Consider the following 24347-nt stretch of genomic DNA (forward strand, 5'->3'; position numbering starts at 1 on the left):
TATGAACAAATGTTCAAACGTCCCTTAGCGTGCGTTAATGCTGATGTTGTTACGCATCTCCGCGATGGTGGCTTTGAGCGTCTCCACATTGGGGCAGAGCGCCTCCACCTTGACGGTGACCGCCGGCTTGCTGAAGGTTCTTACCGCGGTGTACCCGTAGGAGTCTCCCGATGTGTAGGTGAGAGACAGCATGTCCACCCCGCGGTTACCGGCCATGCCGTAGCCCAGGGTGGTCTCCTTGACGTTGGCGGCGAGGTCCGGCTTGCCGGGGATGAGGATAGCGAGGACCTTCAAGGTTGATGCGTGGTCGTCCCCGGCCACCAACTCGGAGGGTTGGTTGCGCACCTGGATGGTTCGGACCTTGCATTGGGTGGTATCGGAGCTAAAGGTCATCATCCCGTCCGTTGCCATGCGGCTGTAGTCGGCCTGCCATCCGGCCTTGGGATCGGTCAAAGAGCTGGCAATGTCAGGGGTGTGTCCACCGTTTTCATCCCCCAGGATTCTGTTGCCGTTCTCCCACGTAAGAGATTCGGTGGCGGGGTCGAGCTTGCCCCCGTCGCCGGAGGCGCCGGCGGTTGACTCAGCCTGGGGTGAGGCTGCTGTGCCACTGCTGTCAGGGCTCGGTGACTCCGTGGAGCTTGCAGAGGCCGTGCCCGAATTCTCGGCAGGGGCTGCTGTCCCGGTTGCGCAGCCGCTCAGGGCTGAGATGACAAGAATGGACGCTGCGGCCGAAATCAACGGCTTGCGGAATGAGGTCTGCATAAGGGCTCCCAAGGATTATATCTATCGTTTGGATTAATCTATCATCCGGCCACACCCATCCCCGGTCCTGCCTGCTACGAACTCCTCACATGAAAAAGCTCGGACTCCGGACCAAAGGCCCCGAAACCATGGCAGCGCTGGCAGGCGTGGTGTCAGCCGCCGTCGTGCTCGCCGTTGCCGAGCTGATCGGCGCGTTCTTCACCGCCAGGGCAACCCCGGTGTTCGCACTGGGATCCACCTTCATTGACTTCACGCCGTCGTGGATGAAGGACTTTGCAATCGCCACGTTCGGCACCAACGACAAAGCGGCGCTTTTCGTAGGTATGGGCGTCACCATCGCCCTACTGGCCTGCGTCCTGGGCGTTGTGGCCTACAAGAAGTGGGCACTTGGCGTCCTTGGCGTGCTGTTCATGGGTGCGGTGATTGTGGCCGCAGTCCTGACCCGCGCCGGGGTGGGGCCTGCCGACGCCATCCCCTCAGTGCTGGGGACCATCGCCGGCCTGATCGTCCTGCGCCGACTCATGGTGCCGCTGTGGCGCATGAAAGCGTGGCCGGAAGCTCCCGCTGACGTAGCAGCCGACGCCGACCGTCAAGTTGGAGGCGCCGGCACCAGCCGCCGTCGTTTCTTCGCTGCTGCTGGTATCACAGCGGTAGCTGCCGGAATTGCGGCTACCGGAGGGCGGCTGCTCGGAGCTGCGCGCAACAACATAGCCCAAGCCCGCAACGCCCTCACACTGCCGGCTCCCGTCAAGGCCGCGCCCCCTGTACCAGCCGGAGTACAGTCCCCGGTGGCAGGAGTCACCTCCTGGCTGACACCGAACAACGAGTTCTACCGCATTGATACCGCCCTGAGTGTCCCGGAAATCAACGTCGAAGACTGGGTACTGCGGGTGCACGGAATGGTTGAAAAGGAAATAACCCTCACGTTCCAGGACCTGCTCGACGCCGATCTGATCGAATCGCACGTCACCCTCACCTGCGTCTCCAACCCCGTAGGAGGAAAGCTTGCCGGAAACGCCAAATGGCTGGGAATGCCCATCCGCGAAGTCCTGGCCATGGCCAAACCGAAGGAAGGCGCGGACATGGTGCTCTCCACCTCCATTGACGGCTTCAGCGCTTCCACGCCGCTGGAGGTCCTGCAGGATGACCGCGATGCCATGCTGGCCATCGGCATGAACGGTGAACCCCTCCCCATAGAGCACGGATACCCCGTGCGGATGGTGGTTCCGGGCCTGTACGGATTCGTCTCCGCCACCAAATGGGTAGTGGACCTGGAAGTCACCCGCTTCGCAGACAGCAAGGCTTACTGGACCGAACGCGGCTGGTCGGAGCGCGGCCCCATTAAGACCATGGCCCGCGTGGACGTGCCGGGGTCCTTCGCGAAATTGAAGGCAGGGAAAGTGGCCGTGGGTGGCACCGCATGGGCGCAGACCCGCGGAATTACCAAGGTGGAAGTACAGATCGACGACGGCGACTGGGTGGAAGCAACGCTTTCCACCGAAGCATCCACCATCACATGGCGCCAGTGGTCCTACGAATGGGATGCCACGCCCGGCATGCACTACGTCAAGGCCCGCGCCACCGACAGCACCGGGGAAGTCCAGACGGACAAGCGCGCCGACCCCGTACCGGACGGCGCCTCGGGCTGGCAGTCGGTGGCAGTGACGGTGGAGTAACTGTTCAGCCTGGCTCGATCTGGGTCCTCTCGCCGAGGGTCTGTTGGAAGCCGTAATAAGCTTTGCCCATGTCACAGGGAACAGCCAGCAAAACGCAGATGGCTATTCTCTTCATAAATCCACGGGATCCTTGGAGCAAAGTGCACCACTTCAGAAAGCCTTGTTCGTTGAGTGCGCCGGAATCGCGAGACATCCATGGACGATGAATCGAGCGGTTTCAGGATCGAATTACCTGAGCTGCGGAAATACAAAACGCTTGATATTGCATGGAGGCTCCTCTTCATACTCTTCTGGATCTCGTCGGGCATCCTGCTTATTGGAGATATAGAAGTCTCGCGTGAAACCAGCCTGGTGATTACGGGCACCGGAGTTGTCCTCGCAGGCGGGTTCGCCTTCTATGCATCCCGTAAGCAGAAAACACTTCGACCTCTCATCAACCGCAGATTCGCAGCAGAGTTCAGCACCCAGACAGGGTACGAGTACCCCGGGGACATAGACATCCTGGAGGTCAAACGAACCATCGCTGTCCGGAGAGATGACGGCTCTGTGCTTCTATGGGGCGTGAACCGCTCGACAGGGAGTGTCACCGTTACTCCCGTGGTCCAAGCCCGACCGTAAACGTCCTTTGGTGGTCGCCATGGCAGTGAGTGTTCCTTCAGTGCGACGGTCACGGGCACCGCGTTGTTTCCTTGGCAGTTGTGCGCACTCAGGTCTTCAAGCCTTGAGACTTCCCTTACGGACAGCTCCGGGCATCGACGACTGCAGCCCCACGGCGGAATGCCGACGACGGCGGGTGCTACCGCCGTCGTCGGCTTCCTTTTTCAGTGGGTAAGTGGGCGTTAGCCGAACACCCGGGTGCCTTCAGGCATCGCGGGCATGGAGGAGGCTCCGCCGCCGAGGTCCTTGTCATTGGCGGTCAGGCCGGTGGGGTCGTAGTTGGCGGCAACCAAGCGCTGCTTGATGTAGCCGAGCACTATCTGCCCCTTGCTATCGCAGTTCCTGGCGGTGATAGCCGTGAAGTTCTGCCAACCATTCCCCGCAGCTGGGCGGATGGTCTTGGAGCTCCACTGGGTGGGTGTGGCATCCGGGATGATGTACTGGCGCAGTTCGCCGGTGGTGAGTGTGGCCATCAACACGGCAACAGGCTTGCCGTTGATGGCGATTGAAGGCGCCGAGCCGATGGATGTGATGGAGGCACCTCCGCCGAACACCTTGACTGTACCGGTGATGGTCCGGGCGTTCGTGTCCAGGGTGTAGCGGTAGAGTTCGCCGCCGCTGGTGAGCCGGAAAATGAACTGCTGGCCTCGGACATCCGCTGTGCCGCTGTACGTGGTGGTGATGGACTTCTGGAACCAGCCGTTACCAATTGTGGTGATCGGTCCGTCAATGGAGTGCTTCCAGGTGCCGTCCGCCTGGAGGTCCTGGCGTTGATCGTAGAACTTTGCTTTTCCGTCCGCGGAGGTGCCGAAGTAAGAGAATTTGCCGAAGGTCTCGTCCCCCATCCCGCCGGTCTGCGTCAGGTAAGTCGCATCGAACGGGACGGGCGAGGACCAACTATTGTTCTCCCAGCGGAGCTTGCCGTCGCTGAGGAAGATGGCACCGAGATTCCCGTTCGGTTCGACGCTCAGCAGGCCGCCAAAGCAGTCGGCAGGCGTCGGCGTGGGGGTCGGGTAGGTCGTGGCGGCGCTCGCCGGTGCGGCCACGGAGAGTGCCAGCGCGCATGCGGCGACGCCGCCGAAGAGTTTCGTGGCGAGTTTCATATGCGGACTCCTCATCGCACGTTGCGCCAAACCTGAACGGCCCTGGTGCCTGCGGGGCAGTTGGCGTAGGAGGTGTTGAAGCCTTGCGAGGCAGGCATCTGCCACCTCCAAGGCCCGGTCACGATAGCCTCATGGCCGGTGGGGACATGACGGCACTTGCCCGCAACCTGATACTCAGTGCCCGGCGCATCGGAATTGCAACTGCCTCCCACACTGTATTCGTAGTGGATCCAGACGTTGCAGTTGGCATAGCCATCATTAGCCAACGCCGGTTGAGCCGTGAGCAAAGCCCCTCCCATGAAGGCAAGGGCCGCGCTGGCAGCAAGAATTCTTTTAGCAATCTTCATGGTGTTCCCCCCGGGTCGGTTAGGTAGTCCCTTGATACTCGGGCACACCCGGTCCTCGCGCTATGGGGCGAACTACCCACGTGTTGTGCTCAGCGAGGCGCAAACGCGATCTCTTCCGTGCGGGCAATGCCGCGCTGGATGGCCGCCTTGTCGATTCCCAGCAGCGTGGTGAGCCACATGCCGTTCTGCACCACAACCACGTCGGCCGCACGGTCCCGGCATTCCTCAGGGGACAGCCCGGGAACTGCATTGCCGATCAAGGCCGCAAGCCCCTGAAGATATCTTTCAAAGGCTGCGGCATTGATGCGTGCAAAGTCCTCATCCGCCTGGGCGAGGGCCCACAAGTGGAGGCGGAGGGATAGGTACGGTGTGGTCAGGAGTCCCGGATCCGCAACGCGCCGAAGCGACTCCCGGAGTTGTTCGTCCGGTGTTGACGTAGCCTGCGGTTCCACCAGCAGGAGGTCGTGCTCTTCAATTTGGTGGAGCACCGCGCGGATCAGGCTCGATTTGTCTTCGTAGTAATAGTTCACAAGCCCCAGGGCGACGCCGGCTTCACGCGCCACGGCGCGCATGTTAATGCCCGAGATGCCGTGGCGGGACAGCAGTTCCAAGGCTGCGTCGAGAATGCGTTTCTGCCTGTCAACCTGTTCGCCGGACTTTACGGTGCTTGTACCCATTCGGCCAGACTATTGCGAAACCCTGATCGGCGCATCCTGACCCTCTACAGGTTCTTCTCCGCGTAAATGCGCAGGGCATCCCTGACGAAGGTGGCCCCTGATTCGCCACCGTAGTTGGCAGCGAACCGCGGATCAGCAACGTACATTTCGCCGAGTCCTGTGACGTAACCCTTCACGTCTCCGCCAGGTGCCGCCGTCGGGGTTCCGGGAATGCCGGTCAGCCACTCGACGTGGCGCCGGGCCAGATCCTGCGCTTCAGCGCTGTCCGGCGAAGCCCCGGATTCTGCGGCAGCGATCCAGTCGGCCCCGAGCTGCTGGACCCGGTCCTTCCACTGCTGCTTTTCTTCGGCGCTCATTCCGCGCCACCAGGAATCACTGGCAGCGTAGGCATCCTTGCCCCAGCGTTCTTCCACCTCGTCCTTGTACTGAGTGTGGTCGAAGCCATCAAACATGTTCTGTGCCATGTACTTTCCATCCCCTTTCATCGTGTCGATTGTCTGCCGAACGGAGGCGATCTGCCGGGCCAGCCTGTCCTGCTCCTGGGCGAGCCATTCCAAATGGCTGCTCAGCGCTTTGACGGTATCGGTCTCGCGGTCAAGAACTTCGGCGATGGCCGGGAGGCCTAGCCCCAGTTCCCGGAGCAGGAGGATGCGCTGGAGCTGAACCAAAGCCGGACCGTCATAGTAGCGGTAGCCGTTATGGCCGGTCCGGCTTGGTTTCAGCAACCCGATGTCGTCGTAATGACGCAACGTGCGGCTGGTGGTGCCTGCAATCTTGGCGATCTCCTGAATTGACCAGTCCATGCGTCCCCCGTTCTGTGCTTGTTCTTCGACAGTAGAGGTTGACGTTACGTCAAGGTCAAGAGGATGGTGATCAACACTTAGTCGGCCAGGATCAGGTAGAGCGCCCGGCGGGTTTCGTCCAGCTTTTCGATGGCAGCTTGACGCTGTTCGTCGGTAGCGGCCCCGCGGAACTGGTGGATGACGCCCATGAGCTTCCCAACGCTCTGGTGGAAAGCGGCACCGGTGCCGTCAGCCTCGGTGTTCCAGGCGTTGGCGAGTTCTTCCTCGTGCTCGGCTACGTAGGCCTTGCCGTCATCGGTGAGGGTGAATTCGGTGCGGCGACCCTCGCCGACGGCGACGATCAGTTCCTCGTCCACCAGCTGCTGCAGGGTGGGGTAGACCGAACCCGGGCTGGGGCGCCATGCGCCGGACGTCTTCTCTGCGATGGTCTTGATCAGGCCGTATCCGTTGGATGGAGCCTCAGCCAGAAGGGAGAGAATCGCTGCGCGGACGTCGCCACGGTTGGCCCTGCGTGATCCGCCGGGACCGAATCCCCTGGGGCCAAAGCCGGGTCCGAAGCCAGGCCCAAAACCGCCGGGGCCAAAGCCGGGCCCGAATCCGCCTCCGCCGTGCCCGCCCGGTCCGCGCCGGCCTTTGCCCCGGTTGAAGCGGCCCCGGCCGTGTCCGTGTTCGGGATGTCCGTGATCGTGCTCGGGGAATGAGTTGTTGTTTTCGTTGATGCCTTTCATAGCAGCATCGTCCTTTCGGTTGTTGTTACGCCGAAGGAGTATCGGCGATAGTTAACGATATATCGCTAACTATCGCCTGGTCAAGAGTTTTCTTAAAGCACGACGGCGGGTGGCAGCTTCCAAGGGAAGCCGGCACCCGCCGTCGTGATTGGTTCTAAAGCCCTATTTCCACCAGGTATCGAAGATGGTGACCGGGACGGTGCGCTTGTGGCGCGTGCGGAGGTACTTCTGCTCCAGCAGCTCCGCCGCGTCCTCGGGGACGTCGCGGCCTTCGAGGTAGTCGTCGATGGTGTCGTAGGTGATACCGAGCTCGTCTTCGTCGGTACGGCCGGGCTTGTTGTCCAGGAGGTCGGCGGTGGGAACCTTCTCCCATACCCGTGAGGGTGCGCCAAGCTCGGCCAGGAGTGCGCGGTTCTGGCGCTTGTTCAGGCCGAACAGCGGCAGGATGTCCGCGCCGCCGTCGCCGAATTTCGTGAAGAAGCCGGTGACGGACTCGGCGCCGTGGTCCGTTCCGATCACCAGGTAATTGTGTTCGCCGGCCAGTGCGTACTGGGCGATCATGCGTGCGCGTGCTTTGGTGTTGCCCTTATGGAAATCGGAGATCGGGGCGCCGGTGGTCTTCTCGAACTCCTCCTCGAAGCCGTCCACGGCTTGGGAGATGTTGTAGGTCCACTCGGTCTTGGCCTTGATGAAGTCGAGGGCTGCCTGAGCGTCGTCTTCATCGTGCTGGATGCCGTAGGGGAGGCGGACGGCAACAAAGTTTGCGTCCACGCCCTCGGCTTCCAATTCCTCAACGGCCAACTGGGCGAGGCGGCCGGCCAGCGAGGAATCTATGCCGCCGGAGATACCTAGGACGAATCCCTTGGTGTGCGTCGCCTTCAGATAATCCTTCAGGAAACCGACGCGTTTGCGGACCTCCTCTGCGGGGTTGATCCGGGGCTGGACGCCCATTTCTTCAATGATCTTGGCCTGGAGTTCGCGCATGGTTCAACACTAGTCAGCATGGTTGCGGACGCTCAACCATATTGCCTACTTCCAGCCCACATGTCAGCCAACGTGTCAGTTACGTTGAAGTCACCGGACCTGTGGAGCCGCGGACGGTGAGGTGGGTGGGCATGACGGAGCGGTTCCGGTTACCGCCCCCGGCCAAGGGATTCAGTTGCGCCAGCAACATGGACACTGCAACACGTCCTGCCTGCTCAATGGGCGAGCTCATGGTGGTGAGGGGTGGGTTGCAGAAGTCCGCCCCGAAAATATCGTCACAGCCCACAATGCTCATGTCCTCCGGAACCCGAAGGCCACGTTCGCGGAGCCGTTGCAGCATGCCGATGGCAATGAGGTCATTGAAAACAATGCACGCAGTGACTCCGCTGTGCACGGCGGCATCCGCTGCGGCTGCGCCGGATTGGGTTTTGGGGGCAAACGGCCCGAGCCTGCGGACATCGACTCCGCGCTCTTCGGCCGCTTCTGACAGGGCCGTCCAACGCCGGGCGCTGGACTGCGAAACTGCAGGTCCGGAAACGTAGGCAACTGAGGTGTGGCCCAGGGAAATCAGATGGTCCAAAGCCTGCGGCATGGCTGAGGGGGTGTCGATCAGAACTGCGGGAACGCCGTCAACATCGCGGTTCACGGTGACCATGGGCATCCGGGAAGCGGCCGCGGCCAGGGCTTCATCATTGAGGCGGGACGCCGCCACAATCACGCCGTCGGCACTCTTGCGCAACTGTTCCAGCGTGCTGGCCTCCACCTCGTCCGATTCCTCTGTATCAACCAGCAACTGGGTGTACCCGGCTGCCTTCAGTTGAAGCTGCGTTCCCCTGATGAGGTCAAAGTAGAACGGGTTGGTGATATCCGGAACCAGGACGCCCACGGCACCTGTCTTGCCGGAGCTCAGCGCTTTCGCCTGGGAGTTGGGCGTGTAATTGAGTTCGACGGCGGCGGCCTGGATCCGCTCGCGGGTGCGGATATTGACGCGCTCCGGATTGGCGAGGGCCCTCGAAACGGTGGACGCGGCCACGCCGCACAGCGCAGCGATGTCATGGATGGTGGCAGGCCGGCCTGTCGCCATGGGTTGCGTCGCCATGGGCGTTCCTCTCTGAACAGCAAACATGGGCGTTCCTCCCGGAACGACTCATCATCCGGCTGTGACTGCTGCCACACCGTCGACTAAGAATGCCACAGGATGGCAGCGAATGGCAATCGGTTGTCAAATGCGTGCCAAGATGGCTAAACTCGAGGAACAAGCCCCGCCTGTGAACTGCGTCACCGCCCCCTCGTGTGCCGCAGCAGGACTACCAAGGAGATTTTGTGACTCAACCCAGTGCCGTGTGGAGCCTGTCCGGTTTCGGCGACGAAGTAGACCTCGATCCCGCCGTCCAGGCCGCCGTGCTGCTGGCCCTCGGTGCGAGCCACATTGAAGTCCGCAGCGCGTGGGGGACCAACGTTTCAGAACTGGAGCACGATGCTGTGCTGCGGCTCAAAGCCATCCTGGATGAGAAAGGCCTCAAAGTTTCAGCTGTTGCCAGCCCCATTGGCAAGGTGGACGTCAGCCTCCCCGTGGAGCATGAGGTGACCCGCCTACGCCAGATCATCTCCGTCGCGAAGGCCCTGGACACCAAGTACGTCCGCATCTTTTCCTTCTACCGCGGCGAGGAACAGGGCCCGGAAGACATCCGCGACTCCGTCATGGAGCGCATGTCCGCCCTTGCTGCTGAAGCTGCTGCCAATGACGTGATTCTGCTGCATGAAAACGAGAAGGGCATCTACGGCGATACTCCGGACCGCGTCCTGGACATCATGAAGACGGTCAACTCGCCGGCGCTCCGGGTGGCATGGGACAACGCCAACTTCGTCCAAGTAGGCGTCAAGCCCTACACAGAGGGCTACGCCATGCTGCGTCCGTACCTTGAGTACCTGCAGGTGAAAGATGCTATCGCCGCCACGGGTGAAGTGGTTCCGGCCGGCGAGGGTGACGGGGAGCTGGAAGCAACCATCAGCGCCCTCGCCGCCGACGGCTACACGGGATTCGCCTCGCTGGAACCGCACTTGGCCAGCGCCCACGAACTCGGCGGATACTCCGGCCCGGTCGCCTTCGGGCTCGCGGCCCGCGCCTTTGCCGGCCTCGCTGCCAGGAGCGGCGTCACCCTGGCCTAAAGCGCTGCAACGAGACAACCCGGCTCGAACCTTCACCCAGCATCAACCTTCAAAGGAGCAGGTATGCCTACAGCAGCAATTATTGGTTGCGGCGACATCTCTACCATCCACTTCGCGGCCCTCGCCACCATGGACCATGCCGAGTTGGTGGCCGTCTGCGATACCGATCCGGAAAGGTTGGCAGCGGCGGAAGCCGCCCACGGCGTCCCCGGCTACGCGGACTACCTGGACATGCTCCAGAAGGTGCGTCCCGACGTCGTGCATATTTGTACGCCACATCATCTCCACGCTTCGGTGGCCGCTGATTGTTTGGAGCGGGGCGTCCATGTGATCGTCGAGAAGCCGCTGGCCCATACGGCGGCCGAGGGGCGGAGGCTGGTGGAGGTTGCGGAGCGGAGGGATGCAAAGATCGGCGTCTGCTTCCAGAACCGCTACAACGCGACGTCCCAAGCCATGCATGAACTGCTCGACGGCGGCACGCTGGGTCAGGTGATCGGCGCCTCGGCCACCGTCATGTGGCACCGGGACGGCAGCTACTACCGCAGCCGTCCATGGCGCGGCACCTGGGCCGAAGGCGGGGGTGGTCTGATGATGAACCAAGCCATTCACACCGTAGACCTGCTGCAGTGGCTGGTGGGCGATGTTGCCAAGGTGGAAGGCCACGCATCCACCCGTTCCTTGGGCGGGGTGATCGAGGTGGAAGATACCGCGGAATTTGTTGCGGAACACGTCAATGGTGCGCGCAGCGTCTTTTACGCAACGCTGGCCAACGCAGTGAATGCGCCCGTGACCTTGGACATCGTCACGGAGAAAGCAACGCTCAGCCTGCGCGGTGACCTGACGGTGAGCTATGCCGACGGCAGGGTTGATGTCATTCCGGAAAGGGTTGCTGAGAGTGGTGGCAGATCCTACTGGGGTGTGTCCCACGAGCTTCTGATCGAGGATTTCTACCGCAAGCTCCAGGACCCTGGGCCGTTCTGGATCCACCCCGCCGAGGCTGAAAAATCCTTGCGGGTCATCAAGGAAATCTATGCGCAAAGCTACCCGGACATGGCGAACAGGGTGGGTTGAGAACCAGCCGCTGTGCCATCTTGGCAACAATCTAAGAAACTTTTGACAATCGGTTGCCAAAATCTCGCAAAGTACGTACTGTAAATCTCACACCCAAGAAAAGTGTGGCGCAGGCCACACGCTCAAGCTCTGACTCGCATCAGGCTATGACTCAGTAGGAGCCAACAATGAAGTTAGGTCCCAAGGCGGCAGCAGCCGCCATCGTACTTAGCGCCTCTCTGGCGCTTACCGCCTGTGGCGGCGGGAATGCCGGTGCCGGAACTGGTTCCTCTACCGGCACCAAAACCGTCACGGCCCTGACGCTGGGAACCCTCAGGGACCTCACCTCCTGGGACCCGGCCCAGGCTCACGTAGGCCACGCACTCCAGCCTTATCAGGCAGCCTACGACTCCCTGATCCTCCGCGAACCGGACGGCAAGCTCAGCCCCATGCTGGCAACCGCCTGGAAGTACAACGACACCAACACCAAGCTCACCGTTGACCTCCGGACCGATGTCACTTTCAGCGACGGAGCCAAGTTTGACGCCGCTGCGGCCAAAGCAAACATGGACCACTTCAAGAAGGCCAACGGCCCCCAGATGGCCCAGCTGGGTTCAGTTTCGGACATCGCAGTGGTGGACGCCGACACCATCGACATAAACCTCAGCGCACCGGAGCCGGCCCTGGAATACTTCCTCAGCCAGGCAGCCGGCCTCATGGGAAGCCCCGCAGCCCTGGGCACCGATGCCATCAAGACAGTCCCCGTGGGTTCCGGCCCGTACGTGATGGACAAAGCAGCCTCCGTCAAGGATTCCCAGACGGTCTTCAACGCACGTGACGGCTACTGGAACAAGGACCTCCAGAAGTTCAAGAAGCTCACCCTCAAGGTCCTCCTGGACCCCACCGCCCGCACCAACGCGCTGGTCTCCGGCCAGATTGACGCCACCCTCCTTGACCCCAAGAACGGCAAGCAGGCCGAGGGCGCAAAGATGAAGCTCGAAACCAACCAGGTTGACTGGTCCGGGCTGCTCCTCTTGGACCGTGACGGCACCAAGAACCCGGCCCTGGCCAACGTCAAGGTCCGCCAAGCCATCAACCACGCCTTCGACCGCAAGACCATCCTGGATCAGGTCATGTTGGGCCAGGGCACCCCCACCTCGCAGCCGTTCGGCAAGGAGAGTGGTGCCTGGAGCGAGGAGCTGGAGAACTACTACAGCTACGATCCCGAGAAAGCCAAGCAGCTCCTGAAAGACTCCGGCTTTGAGGGCAAGGTCAGCATCGACGTTCCTACACTTCCCGGTGCTGAAACCCTGATCTCTGTCATGAAGCAGCAGCTTGCCGATGTGGGCATCACCCTGAACCCGGGCGCAGCCATCACCAACACCTTCACCTCGGACGTTGCCGCGCAGAAGTACCCGGCACTCTTCTACAACCTCTTCCAAGGGCAGCCGACTGTAGCGATTGACCAGATCGTCTCCACCAAGGCCCTGTACAACCCTTTCAAGACCACCACCCCTGAGCTTGAGGCCAAGATCGCGGCCGTGCGCACCGGTGGTGCAGATGCCGGCAAGCTGGCCCAGGAAGTCAACAAATACGTGGTGGAACAAGCCTGGTTCGCCCCGCTGTTCCGCGTGAACCAGATGTACTACCACAACGACAAAGTGAACGTCACGCCGCAGGTGCAGCAGGCCGTTCCGTCCATCTACAACTACTCGCCCGCCAAGTAGGACCCCATGATCAAGTTCATTGCGAAAAGACTGGGCAGCGGTTTGGTGGTATTGTTCGTCGTCTCGGTCCTCACCTTCACCCTGCTGTACACCTCCAGCGGAAGTATTGCCCAGAACATCCTGGGAGACCAGGCAACACCTGAACAGGTTGCCTTGAAGGAACAGGAGTTGGGGCTGGATCAGCCGCTCTTTGTCCGATACTTCGCATGGTTGGGCGATGCCCTGACCGGCAACCTTGGAGCTTCCTGGTTCACCTCGGAGCCAGTGGCCAATTCCTTGGCCACCCGCATCCCGGTAACCATGACCATGGTTTTCACCGCAATGATCCTGATCGCCATCTGCGCAGCACTGATTGGTGTTGCCGCAGCCGTGAAGCGCGGCTGGGTGGACAGGGTGGTCCAGATTGGCGCGATCGTGGGGGACTCCATCCCCGGATACGTGATCGGCGTGTTCCTGGTAACCATCCTGGCCATCCAGCTGGGTTTCTTCCCCGCCACCAGCACCATCTCCCCGGAGGTGGGTCCGGAGGCCTGGGTCTACTCCATGACCCTGCCGGTGATCGCTTTGCTGATCAACGGTGTGACCGGCGGTGCCCAGCAGATCCGCTCCGCCGTGATCAAGCAGCTGGAGCGTGACTACGTCCGGACGCTGCGCAGCCGTGGCATCGGAGAGCGCGAGATCCTCTTCAAGCACGTGCTCCGCAGCGCCGCACCTGCGGGTCTCACAGTCCTGAGCCTGCAACTGATCGGCATGCTGGGCGGCGTGGTGATCATCGAGCAGATTTTCGCCCTCCCAGGAATGGGTCCGCTGGCTGTAGCCGCAACTACCCAAACCGATCTCCCCGTGGTCATGGGAGTGGTGATGTACACCGTGGTGGTGGTCATCGTCGTGAACCTCCTGGTGGACATCCTCAATGGTTGGCTCAACCCGAAAGTACGTGTCTCATGAGCGACTCCGTAGATTCAGCAGCAGTATCCGCAGACTCCATGGGCGTCGCGGCCAAGACAGGCCAGAGCGGCACGGTGGTCCGTTCCACCGTGATGCGCCGCCTCCTGAAGAACCCCATGGGCATCGCCTCGCTGGTGATCCTCCTGACCATCACGGTGCTGGCCATCCTGGCGCCGGTGATCGCGCCTTTCGAAGAGAACTTCGCCAACATCTCCAAGACCCTCGCCGCCCCGGACTCAGTGAACATCATGGGTACGGACAGCGCAGGGCGCGATACGTGGAGCCGCCTGCTCTTCGGCGCCCAGCTAACGTTGTTGTCCGCGCTGCTGTGTGCCGGTGTGGCGATTGCCATCGGACTACCGGCAGGCCTGATCGCCGGTTACTACGCAGGCAAATTCGAGGCCGTCTCCAACTGGGTGGTCAGCATCCTCATGAGCCTGCCCGGCCTGATCGTCCTGCTCACCATCCGTGCAGCGTTCGGCCCGTCGGTATGGATCTCCATGATCGCCTTCGGTGTCCTGATCAGCCCGTCCTACTTCCGCCTGACCCGAACCGCCGTGCAGTCGGTGAGGAACGAGCTCTATGTGGACGCGGCCCGGGTCTCCGGCCTGTCCGATCTGAGCATCATTGCCCGCCACATCTTCTCCGTGGTCCGCGCACCCATCATCATCCAAACCGCCGCGATCGCCGGCGTTGCCATCGCCATCCAGTCCGGACTCGAATTCCTGGGCCTGGGCGATCCCACCAAAGCCACGTGGGGCGTCATGCTCTCCGAAGGCTTCAAGAACGTCTACCTCACCCCGATTCTGCTGCTCTGGCCGGCACTGGCCATGGCGCTCACCATCGGCGGACTGGTCCTGCTGGGCAACGCCATCCGCGATGCCCTGGAAGACGGCGAAAAGATCAAGCACCGCAAAAAGCGGGCGCTTGCTTCTGCTGACAGCACGACGACGGACCCCGCCAAGGCGCGCCAGTCACGGAAGTCCGTGGCCGCCGTCGACGCCGGAACCGAACACCACTTGGTCAAGGTGACCAACCTCGGCGTCGGATATCCGCAGGCCGACGGATCCATCAAGAAGGTAGTTGACGACGTTTCCTTCCACGTGGACCGCGGCGAAATCCTGGGTATCGTGGGCGAATCGGGATCGGGCAAGTCCCAGACCGCGTTCTCCATCCTGGGCCTGCTGCCGGACAACGCACGCATTGTGGGCGGCTCCATCCAGTTCGACGGCAACTACACGGTGGCTCCGGGCGATGACCGCGTCAGCCAGGAACGGCTGTCCAAGCTGCGCGGAAAGCGGATCTCCTACATTCCGCAGGAACCCATGAGCAACCTGGATCCGGCCTTCACCATTGGCTACCAGCTGGTCACACCCATGGTCCGTGTCCTGGGAATCTCCAAGGCAGAAGCCCGTCAACGGGCCCTCAAGCTGCTCACCGACGTCGGAATCATCAACCCGGAACGCACCTTCGAGGCGTACCCGCACGAGGTCTCCGGTGGCATGGCCCAGCGCGTGCTGATCGCCGGTGCCATCAGCTGTGAACCGGACCTGGTGATCGCTGACGAGCCCACCACAGCCCTGGACGTCACTGTGCAGGCCGACGTGCTGGACCTGCTGCGCGAGCTTCAGCAGCGGCTCAACATCGGCGTGATCCTGGTGACCCACAACTTCGGTGTCGTTGCTGACCTGTGCGACCGCGTGGCCGTGATGCAGAACGGCAGGCTCGTGGAAGAAGGCACCGTCCGTGAGATCCTCCGGAACCCCAAAGAGCCCTACACGCAGACCCTGCTGGGGTCCATGCTCGAAGGAAAGACCCCCATGACCATGCTGGTATCGAAGCCTGGATCAGCACAGAAGGAGCCGGTGGCATGAGCGTCTCTGTTGACTCATCGCAGAAGTCCCCGCTCCTGTCCGTGGAGAACCTGGTGGTGGAATACCCCAGCAAACGGTTCAGGGCCAAGCCTTTCCGGGCGTTGACGGACATCAACATCACCATCGGCCAGGGCGAGACGCTGGGCCTGGTGGGAGAGTCCGGCTCCGGAAAAACCACCCTCGGCCGGGCCGTCCTGGGCCTGGCGCCGGTCACCGCTGGGAAGGTGATCTTCGAAGGCAACGACATCAGCAACGCTTCGCGCAAGGAACGCCGGACGCTCAGCCGTGACCTGCAAGTGGTCTTCCAGGACCCGTACACCTCGCTGAACCCGGCGCTGGAAATCGGGGACATCCTGGCGGAGCCTTTGGGCGTGCAAGGCATGGAAGCTGCCGCTGCGAAGAAGCGGGTCCGCGAACTGCTGGACCAAGTAGGTCTGCCATCTGACGCGATCCACCGGCTGCCCCGCGAGTTCAGCGGCGGCCAGCGCCAGCGCGTGGCGATCGCCCGGGCACTCGCTTTGTCCCCGAAGCTGATTGTCTGCGACGAACCCGTCAGCGCCTTGGATCTGTCCACCCAGGCCCGCGTGCTGGATCTGTTCCTGCAGATCCAGAAAGACACCGGTGTTTCGTACCTGTTCGTCTCCCACGACCTCGACGTCGTGCGGCACATCAGCCACCGCGTGGCGGTCATGTACCACGGAGAAATCGTGGAACAAGGCCCCGCCGAGGTGGTCACCCGCGACCCCGAACACCCCTACACCCAGCGGCTGCTGCTCGCCTCGCCCGTGCCGGATCCCGACCGGCAGGAAAAGCGCCGCGCGGACAGGCACCGCCTGCTGGCTCACCAGCGCAACCAAACTGAACAAGCCGGTGCCGTGGCCTGAACAGCCCGGCATCCCATCACCGATCCAGGGTCCGGAAGGGCCCGGAAACCCCGGAGGAAAAAGTGGCCACAATAGGCGTACAGGCGATGATGTTGAAGGACAGCTTCGCGGAAGTCGGGGCGTTTGAGACGCTCCGTAAGGTCAGCGCGATCGGCTACAACGCGGTCGAGATTTCCCAGATCCCCATGACCCCGGAGAACGTGGGCGAGCTGGACCGCTCCCGCACCGAGCTGGGTATGGACATCGCCGCGCTTTCGGTCAACATTGAAGGCCGCAAGGGCATGCCCGTGGAATCACTGGCGGACAACTTCGACAAGATCGTGGACGACGCCAAGCGGCTGGACAGCTCGCTGCTCCGCATCGGTATGCTTCCGTTCGGGGCCATGAAATCACTGGACTCGGTGGTTGAATTCGCCAAGCAAGCCAACGGTTATGCCGAACGGCTCCAGGAACACGGCATCAGCTTGTACTACCACAATCACCACATCGAGTTCGCGAAGTTCGACGGCAAATACATGCTGGACATCATCGCCGACAACTCCCCGGCCATGGGCATGGAGATCGACGTGCACTGGGTTCAGCGCGGTGGCCTCGATCCCGTGCGGACCCTTGAAAAGTACGCCGGCAATACTGCCATGGTGCACCTCAAGGATTACAGGATCGGTCAGATGCCGGAATCGTCCTTCGGGCTCCTGGAGAAGGGCGACTTCCCCGGGTTCATGGCGGAGTTCCGCAACGTGGTGCAGTTCGCCGAAGTGGGCGAGGGCAACCTGGACTTCCCCTCCATCATTCCGGCCGCCGTCGCCGCAGGTGCCAGGTACCTCTTGGTGGAGCAGGACGAGCTGTACGGGCGGACTGTGTGGGACGCGCTCCAAACCTCGTACGACAATTTGGTGGCCATGGGCCACGCGGACCTTTTCTAGATTTCAGCCACTTTCGGTTTTCACCACAGGAGATTGCATTCATGAGCAAGAAAGTACGCCTCGGCATCATTGGCCTGGGCCAGCAAGGCGGCGCCTACGCCAAGTTCATCACGGACGGACTGGTCCCGAACATGGAGATCGGCGCCATCTGCGATGTTGATCCCGCTAAGAAGGAACTCGCAGCCTCGCTGTACCCGGATGTCCCGTTCTACGACGACTACATTTCCTTGCTGGAAAGCGGCTCCGTAGACGCGATCGTCACCTGCGTGCCGCACTTCCTGCACCCGGAGATGGGCATCGAAACACTCAAGCGCAACATCCATGCGCTCGTGGAGAAGCCCGCCGGTGTCTACACCAAGCAGGTCAAGGAGCTGAACGAGTTCGCCGCCTCCAAGCCGGAACTTTCCTTCGGCATCATGTTCAACCAGCGCAACAACCCGCTCTACAAGAAGCTCAAGGAAATCGTAGATAACGGCGAGATCGGCAAGATCCGCCGCTCCAACTGGATCATCACCAACTGGTGGCGCCCGCAGGGCTACTACAACTCCAGCGAGTGGCGCGCTACCTGGGGTGGCGAGGGCGGTGGCGTCCTGGTCAACCAGGCCCCGCACCAGCTGGACCTGTGGCAGTGGATCTGTGGCGTCCCCCAGTCCGTGTACTCCAAGGTGGCGTACGGCTTCCGCCGTGACATCGCCGTCGAGGATGAAGTCACCGCAGTGGTGGACTATGGCGACGGCGCCACGGGCGTTTTCGTCACAGCCACCCACGACATCGTGGGAACCGACAGGTTCGAAATCCTGGGCGACCAAGGCAAGATCGTGGTGGAAGACAGCAAGGTTGCCACCGTTACCCGCCTGGTCAAACCTGAGCGGGACATCAGCGATTCGATGGGCATGGACGACGTCCGCAAACTCTTCATGGGCCAGCTGAACCGCGAAGAGCTGTACAGCACTGAAACCATCGAGTTCGAGTCGGTATGGGGTGGCCAGCACGCCGGCGTCCTGGAGAACTTTGCGGCCAACATCCTGGATGGCACGCCGCTCCTTGCTCCGGGCTCGGACGGTATCAACGGTGTTCGTCTGGCCAACGCCATCCACCTTTCCAGTTGGACCGGCAAGGAAGTGTCCTTGGACTTTGACGAGGATGAATTCCTGCAGGAGCTGAACAAGCGTATCGCTGAAGAAGGAAAGTTCCCCGAGCGTTCCTGATTTGTGCCCAACGCTTTCTCCCGCGTCCGGCGGGACGTGAGAGAGCGTTGCGGTTTTTGGGTGGGGGATGTGAGAGAGCGACCAGGGTTGTCCGGCCCGCCAGCACGCTCTCTCACTTCCCGTCACCTTTTGGGGATCGCTCTCTCACCTTCCTCATGTCATGTCTTGGCAACCGGCTTGTTTTGTTGCCATGCGGTCTACGATGGAGCGGTGACTGACCTGACGAGCAACGGCGCAGCAACCACCCCCACCAAACGAGGCCGGGGTGAGAAGTCCTCTGCCACGATTTACGACATCGCGAAGCTCGCGGGCGTGAATCCCTCTACGGTGTCCCGCGCCCTGAGTAAACCGGGCCGTGTGAGCGCCAAGACGCAGAAAATCATTGAGGACGCTGCGGCGGAGCTGAACTACCAGGTGAATCCATTTGCCCGCGCCCTCCCCACCGGCCGCACCCAGACCATCGGATTGATCGTCGCGGACATCACCAACCCCACCTTCTTTGACATCATCCGCGGGGCCGAAACCACTGGTTCAGCCCGCGATTACACGCTGGTTCTGGCGGAGTCCGCGGAGTCACCGGAGACGGAAGTAACGGCGGCCCGGCGCTTGCTGAGCACCGTGGATGGCCTCATCCTGGCCAGCCCCCGCATGGACGATGACCAGATCCGGGCCTTGGCTGCGGACAAGCCTGTGGCCGTCATTAACCGTGAAATTTCCGGCGTTCCGTGCGTCGTCCCTGACGTCAACAAGGGCATCAGCGAAGCTGTTCGCAGCTTGGCCGCCAACGGCCACGAAAAGCTTGCCTACGTTGCCGGACCAGCGCAGTCCTGGATGACGGGCCGCCGTTGGGAAGGTGTCAAAGCTGCCGCTGAATGGTCCAAGCTCAGCGCGGTGCGCCTCGAATCATCCAAACCAACGGTCGACGGCGGCCGGCAGGTTGCGCGCGACGTCCTGGAAAGCGGCGCGACGGCGGTGATCACCTACAACGATCTCCTGGCCATCGGCTTGATGCAGGAACTGCAGGCTGGCGGGATGAGTGTCCCGGACCAGATCAGCATTGTGGGGTTCGACGACATTTTCGGTGCCGATTTCACCACTCCCGCATTGACCACAGTGCGCTCACCCTTGGGGGAGTGCGGCACCCGGGCGGTGACCATTCTCCTGGATATGTTGCAGGGCCACGAGGCTCCGGGTGAGGCTGTCCGTGTGGAAACGGAACTCGTGGTGCGAGGGTCCAGCGGGCGCCTCCTCGCCTGACCTCAGCATCCCGTTGCACCGCAGGATGCAACAGGGTGGCAATATTTGGCAACCGGTTGACAAAGCGTGAGCCGGAACGCAAGATTGACCTATGTCACAGTCCATTGCCGCACACCCTGACAGGCTCCTGCCCGCAGATCCCGGGACGCGCAGCATCGCGCGGTCCTTGCTGGAGCGCGTCCAGGACCTGCCCATCATTTCTCCCCACGGCCACGTTGACGCCGCTGTCATCGAACAGAACACGCCGTTCCCCGACCCCGCGGCACTCCTGGTCAGTCCGGACCACTACGTCACCCGCCTGATCCACGCCAATGGTGTTCCGATGGATCAGTTGCTGACCGGCGCGGCGTCCGCTCCCGAGTCCCGGGAGATCTGGAGGCAGTTCGTCCAGGCCTGGCCGCTGTTCGAGGGAACAGCCTCGGGATACTGGCTCCGCACCCAGTTCAATGATGTCTTCAAGCTCGGCGCAGACCTCAGTGAGATGCCTTCCGACGCCAGCTATGACGCGATCGCGGCCAAGCTGGTGGAGCCGGACTTCCGTCCTCGGCAGCTCTTCAAGGACTTCAACATCGAGGTCCTGGCCACCACCGACGATCCCCTGGATAACTTGGCCAGCCACAAGGCCCTTAGCGAGGACCCCAGCTTCAATGGCCGCGTGCTCCCCACGTTCCGCCCGGATGCCTACCTGAACGTGGCGCATCCGCAGTGGAGCAGCAATGTTGACCGCTTGATAGAAACCGCAGGCGACGGCGCCGCAGGTTACGCGGGCTATATTGCGGCGCTTGAGAACCGCCGTCGTTATTTTGTGGAGCATGGCGCCGTCTCGGCGGACCATGGAGTCCGCACGCCGGCCACCCTCAAACTGGATGCGGGGGATGCGGAAGCGCTCTTTGAAAAAGCCCGGGCGGGCAAGGCCACGGCTGCTGACCGCGATGCGTTCGAGGCCCACATGATGTACCAGATGGCACGCATGTCAGTGGCCGACGGATTGGTCATGACCATCCACCCGGGCTCCTACCGGAACCACCATGGCCCCACCTTCGAGTCCTTTGGCGCAGACACCGGCCACGATATTCCGTTCGCGGTGAACTACACCGAGGCCATCCGTCCGTTGCTGCAGGACTTCGGCACGGCCAAGGATTTCCATCTGGTGCTCTTCACCCTCGATGAGACCGTCTTCTCCCGTGAACTCGCTCCATTGGCCGGCTTCTACCCGTCCGTGTACATCGGCGCACCGTGGTGGTTCCTCGATGCCCCGGATGCCATGTTGCGCTTCCGCTCCGCAGTTACGGAAACCGCCGGCTTCTCGCGGTCCTCCGGCTTCATCGATGACACCCGCGCCTTCTGCTCCATCCCCGCACGGCACGACGCCTCCCGGAGGATCGAAGCGTCCTTCCTCGCGCGCCTTGTGGCCGAGCACCGCGTTACTGAAGACCGGGCGCACGAGCTGATCCTCGACGTCGTCGATTCCTCGCCCCGCAGGGTGTTCAAGCTATGAGCGCCGAACTGCCGCGCCTTGGCCGCGACGTTATGCCCCAGCCCAAGGCTCCCGTGCGCATGGTGCACCTGGGCCTGGGCGCTTTCCACCGTTCGCACCAGGCCTGGTACACGCAGCACGCCGGCGATGCGGGGAAGTGGGGCATTGCCTCCTTCACTGGTCGGCGTCCGGATGCTGCCGAGGTTCTGGCGGCCCAAGACGGACTGTTCACCATTGTGGAGCGCTCCGATGCGGGGGATTCGTTCGAGGTTGTGCGCAGCATTGTGGAAGCCGTGGATGGCGCCGATGTGCAGCGCCTGGTGGAACTGGTAGCGGCGACCCAAACCGCTGTGGTCACGCTGACCATCACCGAAGCCGCCTACGGGTTTGGCGCGGACGACGTGACGCTGCTGCGTGCCGGCGAAAAGCCCACGACGCCGTTGGGGCGCCTGGTCCGCGGCCTCGCCGCCCGCAGGGACGCCGACGCCGGTCCCCTCGCCGTGGTCTCCTGCGACAACCTCTCGGACAACGGCAACGTAGCGCGCCATGCGGTAGCGAACCTTGCCCGGGAGGTGGACGCCGGTCTGGCGGACTGGATTGATGCCAACGTCAGTTTCGTGAGCACCTCAGTGGACAGGATCACCCCGCGCACCACCGCCGACGACGTTCAGCTGGTGGCCCGCAAGTGCGGCTACCGGGATGAAGCGCCGGTTGTGGCCGAGCCCTTCCGTAACTGGGTGCTCAGCGGAGACTTTCCTGCCGGTCGCCCCCGTTGGGAGGACGCCGGCGCGCTCTTCGTGGACCACATAGAGCCTTACGAGAACCGGAAGCTCTGGCTCCTCAACGGCGCACACTCCATCCTGGCTTACGCCGGACAGCTCCGCGGACACACAACTGTTGCCGAAGCCCTGGCTGATCCCGTGTGCTTGCATGCTGTGGAGGAGTTCTGGGATGAAGCATCCCGCCACCTTGCCGGCGACGATCTGCGCATTCCTGAGTACAGGGCCGCCTTGCTGGACCGCTTTGGTAACTCGCGGATCGCCCACCACTTGGCCCAAATCGCCATGGATGCCAGCACCAAACTCCGGATGCGGGCCATCCCCGTGCTCCGGGCTGAGCGTGCTGCGGGCCGGAGTGGCGAGGGCGCAGCCCGGATGATTGCGGCGTGGGCCGCGTACGTGGACTCAAACCCCGGATTGCAGGACCCGCAATCGGAGGCAGTAGCCGTGGCCAACAAAGAGGTGGGCTCTGAGCGCATCGCTGCCCTCGTAGCGTTGCTGGATGCTGAGCTCGCCCGGGACTCCGCGGTAGTTGAGCTCGTCCATAAGCTCAGCATTAGCTTTGCACCGGAAGTTTCAGCTAACGCTGGTACTGCGGCGTAGGAATCGATATGCGAGGTGGTCCGGGCCCTGGGGTTTCAGGTGCCCGGGCCGTCGTCGTTTAACGCCGCTGGCGTTTGGGACGTGGGTTCCCCATGCGTTGTGGGGCCCGCTCTGCGTGCCTTGGCGTGAATTTAGGGCGCAGAGCGGGCCTCGCAACGGGAGATATTTGGTGTAACTTTCAATGAAATATTTAGGCAACCGATTGCCAAACGCTTGCCAAGGTGACTAGAGTTACATCAGCTGCACAACCGGTCCCCTTCCAGTGATCGCCCTCGGGGATTCAATCCCCCCGCGAAGTCCACTGTCGAGTCGGCTCGGACCGCAATGACGCGAAGGGTAAAGGAGCCCGCATTGAAAAAGCTCAGCAAACTCAGCATCGCCGGCTATGGTGCCGGCGATGCCGCCAACAATCTTGCCTTCACCACCGCCACGATGTTCCTGCTGGTGTACTACACGGACGTCGCAGGAATTTCGGCGGCCGCGGCCGGCACGCTTCTCCTGGTGGTGAGGATCTTTGACGCGTTCGCCGATGTCTTCGCCGGCCGTATGGTTGACCGCTCCTACAGCAAACGCTTTGGAAAATTCAGGCCGTTCATTATGTTCGGCTCCATTCCGCTCCTGCTCCTCAGTGTGGCCACGTTCTCCGTGCCGCAATTGGGTGAGACGGGCACCTTGCTCTACGCCTATGTGAGCTACGCGGCCCTGGGGTTGGCGTATTCCCTGGTCAACATCCCGTATGGCTCGCTGGCCGGGGCCATGACGCAGGACCCGGGGGAGCGCGCCAAGCTGGGATCCGCCCGCACGGTGGGTGCACTGTTGGTGGGTTCGGCCCTGGGCATCTTCGTTGCTCCACTGATCAAGCCGGGTGCCGACCTCCAAGCCACCTTCACCACCATCACGCTGGCCTTCGTGGTGATCGGTGCGGCGTTGTACTTCTTCACTGTCCTCACGGCCAGGGAACGCGTTCACCGCACTGTTCCGAACGTTTCGTTCAAACAGAGCATGGACACCTTGAGGACCAACCGCCCGCTGCTCATGCTGTGCCTGAGCTCGTTCCTCTTCCTGACCGGCTACATGGCGTTGTCCTCCGTTCAGCTCTACTACCTCCGCGATGTGCTGGGTCGCTTGGATCTGTTTCCAGTGGTGGCCATAGTCCAGCTGGTGATGACCTTGGCCCTTGCACCTTTGATGCCGCGGTTGGTCCGCAAGCTGGGCAAAAAGAATGTGTATATGGCTGCCGGAGCGCTCTCCATGGTGGGCGGAGCTATTGTTTTCTTCTCTCCTCCCTCCATGGTCTGGGTTGGATTCACCGGGCTGGTGGTCAGCCTGCTGGGCGTCATGGCTGTAAACATCGTGGTGTGGGCTTTGGAGGCCGACACTGTGGAGTATGGCGAGTGGAAAACCGGCGTCCGCACCGAGGGAATCACCTACGCGCTGTTTTCCTTCACCCGCAAGACCGGCCAAGCCGTGGGCGGCGCCCTGGCCGCCTATTGCCTCGCCGTGGGCGGGTACAAGTCGGGCACGGTTCAGAGCGCGGAAGCCATGCAGGGAATTCAATTCGCCGCCGGGGCGCTGCCCGCCATCATGACCATTCTGGCCATAGCGGTGATGGCCAAGTACAAGCTCACGGACGCGGTGCATGCGCAGATTGTGGGAGAGATCCGCGCTCGCCGTTCCGAGGAGGCCTTGAAGGTTAGCCAAAAAGACTAGG

General features: G+C 62.1%; 22 protein-coding genes. 14 read left to right on the top strand and 8 right to left on the bottom strand.

The features are described from left to right. Nucleotides 1-24: 24 nt before the first annotated feature. Nucleotides 25-762: a hypothetical protein gene (locus tag ABI796_RS02550; protein WP_141284534.1), complete on the bottom strand. Its 738-nt coding sequence runs from the start codon at nt 760-762 to the stop codon at nt 25-27. Between the two features lie 89 nt (nt 763-851). Here ABI796_RS02550 and ABI796_RS02555 point away from each other — a divergent pair, with 89 nt between their 5' ends. Then, complete coding sequence (locus tag ABI796_RS02555) at nt 852-2438, top strand: molybdopterin-dependent oxidoreductase (RefSeq protein ID WP_246095844.1); 1587 nt, start codon at nt 852-854, stop codon at nt 2436-2438. A gap of 195 nt (nt 2439-2633) precedes the next feature. Beyond that, complete coding sequence (locus tag ABI796_RS02560) at nt 2634-3056, top strand: hypothetical protein (protein WP_141284536.1); 423 nt, start codon at nt 2634-2636, stop codon at nt 3054-3056. A gap of 221 nt (nt 3057-3277) precedes the next feature. On the opposite strand, the gene ABI796_RS02565 is transcribed toward ABI796_RS02560, so the two are convergent. The 7 genes from ABI796_RS02565 to ABI796_RS02595 all read right to left on the bottom strand — a co-directional run bounded on the left by ABI796_RS02565 (nt 3278) and on the right by ABI796_RS02595 (nt 8836). Next, on the bottom strand, nt 3278-4198 hold the full coding sequence (locus tag ABI796_RS02565) for a hypothetical protein (RefSeq protein WP_141284538.1): 921 nt from the start codon (nt 4196-4198) through the stop codon (nt 3278-3280). Nucleotides 4199-4209: 11 nt separating this feature from the next. Further along, nucleotides 4210-4545 (bottom strand): hypothetical protein, encoded by a 336-nt coding sequence (locus ABI796_RS02570; RefSeq protein WP_024819337.1) that lies wholly within the window; start codon nt 4543-4545, stop codon nt 4210-4212. An 89-nt stretch (nt 4546-4634) separates the two neighbouring features. After that, nucleotides 4635-5222, bottom strand: coding sequence for a TetR/AcrR family transcriptional regulator (locus tag ABI796_RS02575; RefSeq protein ID WP_141284540.1), 588 nt, complete (start codon nt 5220-5222; stop codon nt 4635-4637). A gap of 44 nt (nt 5223-5266) precedes the next feature. After that, on the bottom strand, nt 5267-6025 hold the full coding sequence (locus tag ABI796_RS02580; protein ID WP_141284542.1) for a MerR family transcriptional regulator: 759 nt from the start codon (nt 6023-6025) through the stop codon (nt 5267-5269). A gap of 77 nt (nt 6026-6102) precedes the next feature. Continuing rightward, a complete protein-coding gene (locus tag ABI796_RS02585; RefSeq protein ID WP_141284544.1) occupies nt 6103-6753 on the bottom strand; it encodes a PadR family transcriptional regulator in 651 nt (216 codons plus the stop codon). Nucleotides 6754-6915: 162 nt separating this feature from the next. Then, nucleotides 6916-7737, bottom strand: coding sequence for an ammonia-dependent NAD(+) synthetase (nadE, locus tag ABI796_RS02590; protein ID WP_014920611.1), 822 nt, complete (start codon nt 7735-7737; stop codon nt 6916-6918). Nucleotides 7738-7816: 79 nt separating this feature from the next. Further along, nucleotides 7817-8836, bottom strand: coding sequence for a LacI family DNA-binding transcriptional regulator (locus ABI796_RS02595; protein ID WP_141284545.1), 1020 nt, complete (start codon nt 8834-8836; stop codon nt 7817-7819). A 224-nt stretch (nt 8837-9060) separates the two neighbouring features. Here ABI796_RS02595 and ABI796_RS02600 point away from each other — a divergent pair, with 224 nt between their 5' ends. The 12 genes from ABI796_RS02600 to uidB all read left to right on the top strand — a co-directional run bounded on the left by ABI796_RS02600 (nt 9061) and on the right by uidB (nt 24346). Next, on the top strand, nt 9061-9906 hold the full coding sequence (locus ABI796_RS02600; RefSeq protein ID WP_141284547.1) for a sugar phosphate isomerase/epimerase: 846 nt from the start codon (nt 9061-9063) through the stop codon (nt 9904-9906). A gap of 63 nt (nt 9907-9969) precedes the next feature. Continuing rightward, nucleotides 9970-10977 carry a Gfo/Idh/MocA family protein gene (locus tag ABI796_RS02605; protein ID WP_141284549.1) on the top strand — a complete coding sequence of 336 codons (1008 nt, stop codon included), beginning with the start codon at nt 9970-9972 and terminating at the stop codon, nt 10975-10977. Between the two features lie 167 nt (nt 10978-11144). Beyond that, nucleotides 11145-12683, top strand: coding sequence for an ABC transporter substrate-binding protein (locus tag ABI796_RS02610; protein WP_141284551.1), 1539 nt, complete (start codon nt 11145-11147; stop codon nt 12681-12683). 6 nt (nt 12684-12689) lie between these two features. After that, nucleotides 12690-13631: an ABC transporter permease gene (locus tag ABI796_RS02615; protein ID WP_026542293.1), complete on the top strand. Its 942-nt coding sequence runs from the start codon at nt 12690-12692 to the stop codon at nt 13629-13631. Further along, entirely contained in the window at nt 13628-15505 is a 1878-nt protein-coding gene (locus ABI796_RS02620) for a dipeptide/oligopeptide/nickel ABC transporter permease/ATP-binding protein (protein WP_141284553.1), read from the top strand. Before ABI796_RS02615 ends, ABI796_RS02620 begins: the two co-directional genes overlap by 4 nt. Next, a complete protein-coding gene (locus ABI796_RS02625; RefSeq protein ID WP_141284555.1) occupies nt 15502-16389 on the top strand; it encodes an ATP-binding cassette domain-containing protein in 888 nt (295 codons plus the stop codon). Before ABI796_RS02620 ends, ABI796_RS02625 begins: the two co-directional genes overlap by 4 nt. 86 nt (nt 16390-16475) lie before the next feature. Beyond that, nucleotides 16476-17312, top strand: coding sequence for a sugar phosphate isomerase/epimerase (locus ABI796_RS02630; RefSeq protein ID WP_141284557.1), 837 nt, complete (start codon nt 16476-16478; stop codon nt 17310-17312). Between the two features lie 41 nt (nt 17313-17353). Then, complete coding sequence (locus tag ABI796_RS02635; protein WP_141284559.1) at nt 17354-18520, top strand: Gfo/Idh/MocA family protein; 1167 nt, start codon at nt 17354-17356, stop codon at nt 18518-18520. A 210-nt stretch (nt 18521-18730) separates the two neighbouring features. Then, nucleotides 18731-19777 (top strand): LacI family DNA-binding transcriptional regulator, encoded by a 1047-nt coding sequence (locus tag ABI796_RS02640; RefSeq protein WP_141284561.1) that lies wholly within the window; start codon nt 18731-18733, stop codon nt 19775-19777. 91 nt (nt 19778-19868) lie between these two features. Beyond that, nucleotides 19869-21275 carry a glucuronate isomerase gene (gene uxaC / locus ABI796_RS02645; protein WP_141284563.1) on the top strand — a complete coding sequence of 469 codons (1407 nt, stop codon included), beginning with the start codon at nt 19869-19871 and terminating at the stop codon, nt 21273-21275. Beyond that, complete coding sequence (locus tag ABI796_RS02650; protein ID WP_141284565.1) at nt 21272-22636, top strand: mannitol dehydrogenase family protein; 1365 nt, start codon at nt 21272-21274, stop codon at nt 22634-22636. Before uxaC ends, ABI796_RS02650 begins: the two co-directional genes overlap by 4 nt. A 351-nt stretch (nt 22637-22987) precedes the next feature. After that, a complete protein-coding gene (uidB, locus tag ABI796_RS02655; protein ID WP_141284567.1) occupies nt 22988-24346 on the top strand; it encodes a glucuronide transporter in 1359 nt (452 codons plus the stop codon). Nucleotide 24347: the final 1 nt, after the last annotated feature.

It is taken from the genome of Paenarthrobacter aurescens, assembly GCF_041549525.1.
In the GTDB taxonomy this organism is placed as follows: domain Bacteria; phylum Actinomycetota; class Actinomycetes; order Actinomycetales; family Micrococcaceae; genus Arthrobacter; species Arthrobacter aurescens.

Coding starts and splice junctions, on each gene's coding strand:
- nadE (WP_014920611.1), bottom strand. CDS start 7,737: ATGCGCGAACTCCAGGCCAAGATCATTGAAGAAATGGGCGTCCAGCCC.
- ABI796_RS02595 (WP_141284545.1), bottom strand. CDS start 8,836: ATGGCGACGCAACCCATGGCGACAGGCCGGCCTGCCACCATCCATGAC.
- ABI796_RS02585 (WP_141284544.1), bottom strand. CDS start 6,753: ATGAAAGGCATCAACGAAAACAACAACTCATTCCCCGAGCACGATCAC.
- ABI796_RS02580 (WP_141284542.1), bottom strand. CDS start 6,025: ATGGACTGGTCAATTCAGGAGATCGCCAAGATTGCAGGCACCACCAGC.
- ABI796_RS02615 (WP_026542293.1), top strand. CDS start 12,690: ATGATCAAGTTCATTGCGAAAAGACTGGGCAGCGGTTTGGTGGTATTG.
- ABI796_RS02630 (WP_141284557.1), top strand. CDS start 16,476: ATGATGTTGAAGGACAGCTTCGCGGAAGTCGGGGCGTTTGAGACGCTC.
- ABI796_RS02555 (WP_246095844.1), top strand. CDS start 852: ATGAAAAAGCTCGGACTCCGGACCAAAGGCCCCGAAACCATGGCAGCG.
- ABI796_RS02560 (WP_141284536.1), top strand. CDS start 2,634: ATGGACGATGAATCGAGCGGTTTCAGGATCGAATTACCTGAGCTGCGG.
- ABI796_RS02635 (WP_141284559.1), top strand. CDS start 17,354: ATGAGCAAGAAAGTACGCCTCGGCATCATTGGCCTGGGCCAGCAAGGC.
- ABI796_RS02605 (WP_141284549.1), top strand. CDS start 9,970: ATGCCTACAGCAGCAATTATTGGTTGCGGCGACATCTCTACCATCCAC.
- ABI796_RS02565 (WP_141284538.1), bottom strand. CDS start 4,198: ATGAAACTCGCCACGAAACTCTTCGGCGGCGTCGCCGCATGCGCGCTG.
- ABI796_RS02550 (WP_141284534.1), bottom strand. CDS start 762: ATGCAGACCTCATTCCGCAAGCCGTTGATTTCGGCCGCAGCGTCCATT.
- uxaC (WP_141284563.1), top strand. CDS start 19,869: ATGTCACAGTCCATTGCCGCACACCCTGACAGGCTCCTGCCCGCAGAT.
- ABI796_RS02575 (WP_141284540.1), bottom strand. CDS start 5,222: ATGGGTACAAGCACCGTAAAGTCCGGCGAACAGGTTGACAGGCAGAAA.
- ABI796_RS02625 (WP_141284555.1), top strand. CDS start 15,502: ATGAGCGTCTCTGTTGACTCATCGCAGAAGTCCCCGCTCCTGTCCGTG.
- ABI796_RS02620 (WP_141284553.1), top strand. CDS start 13,628: ATGAGCGACTCCGTAGATTCAGCAGCAGTATCCGCAGACTCCATGGGC.
- ABI796_RS02650 (WP_141284565.1), top strand. CDS start 21,272: ATGAGCGCCGAACTGCCGCGCCTTGGCCGCGACGTTATGCCCCAGCCC.
- ABI796_RS02570 (WP_024819337.1), bottom strand. CDS start 4,545: ATGAAGATTGCTAAAAGAATTCTTGCTGCCAGCGCGGCCCTTGCCTTC.
- ABI796_RS02610 (WP_141284551.1), top strand. CDS start 11,145: ATGAAGTTAGGTCCCAAGGCGGCAGCAGCCGCCATCGTACTTAGCGCC.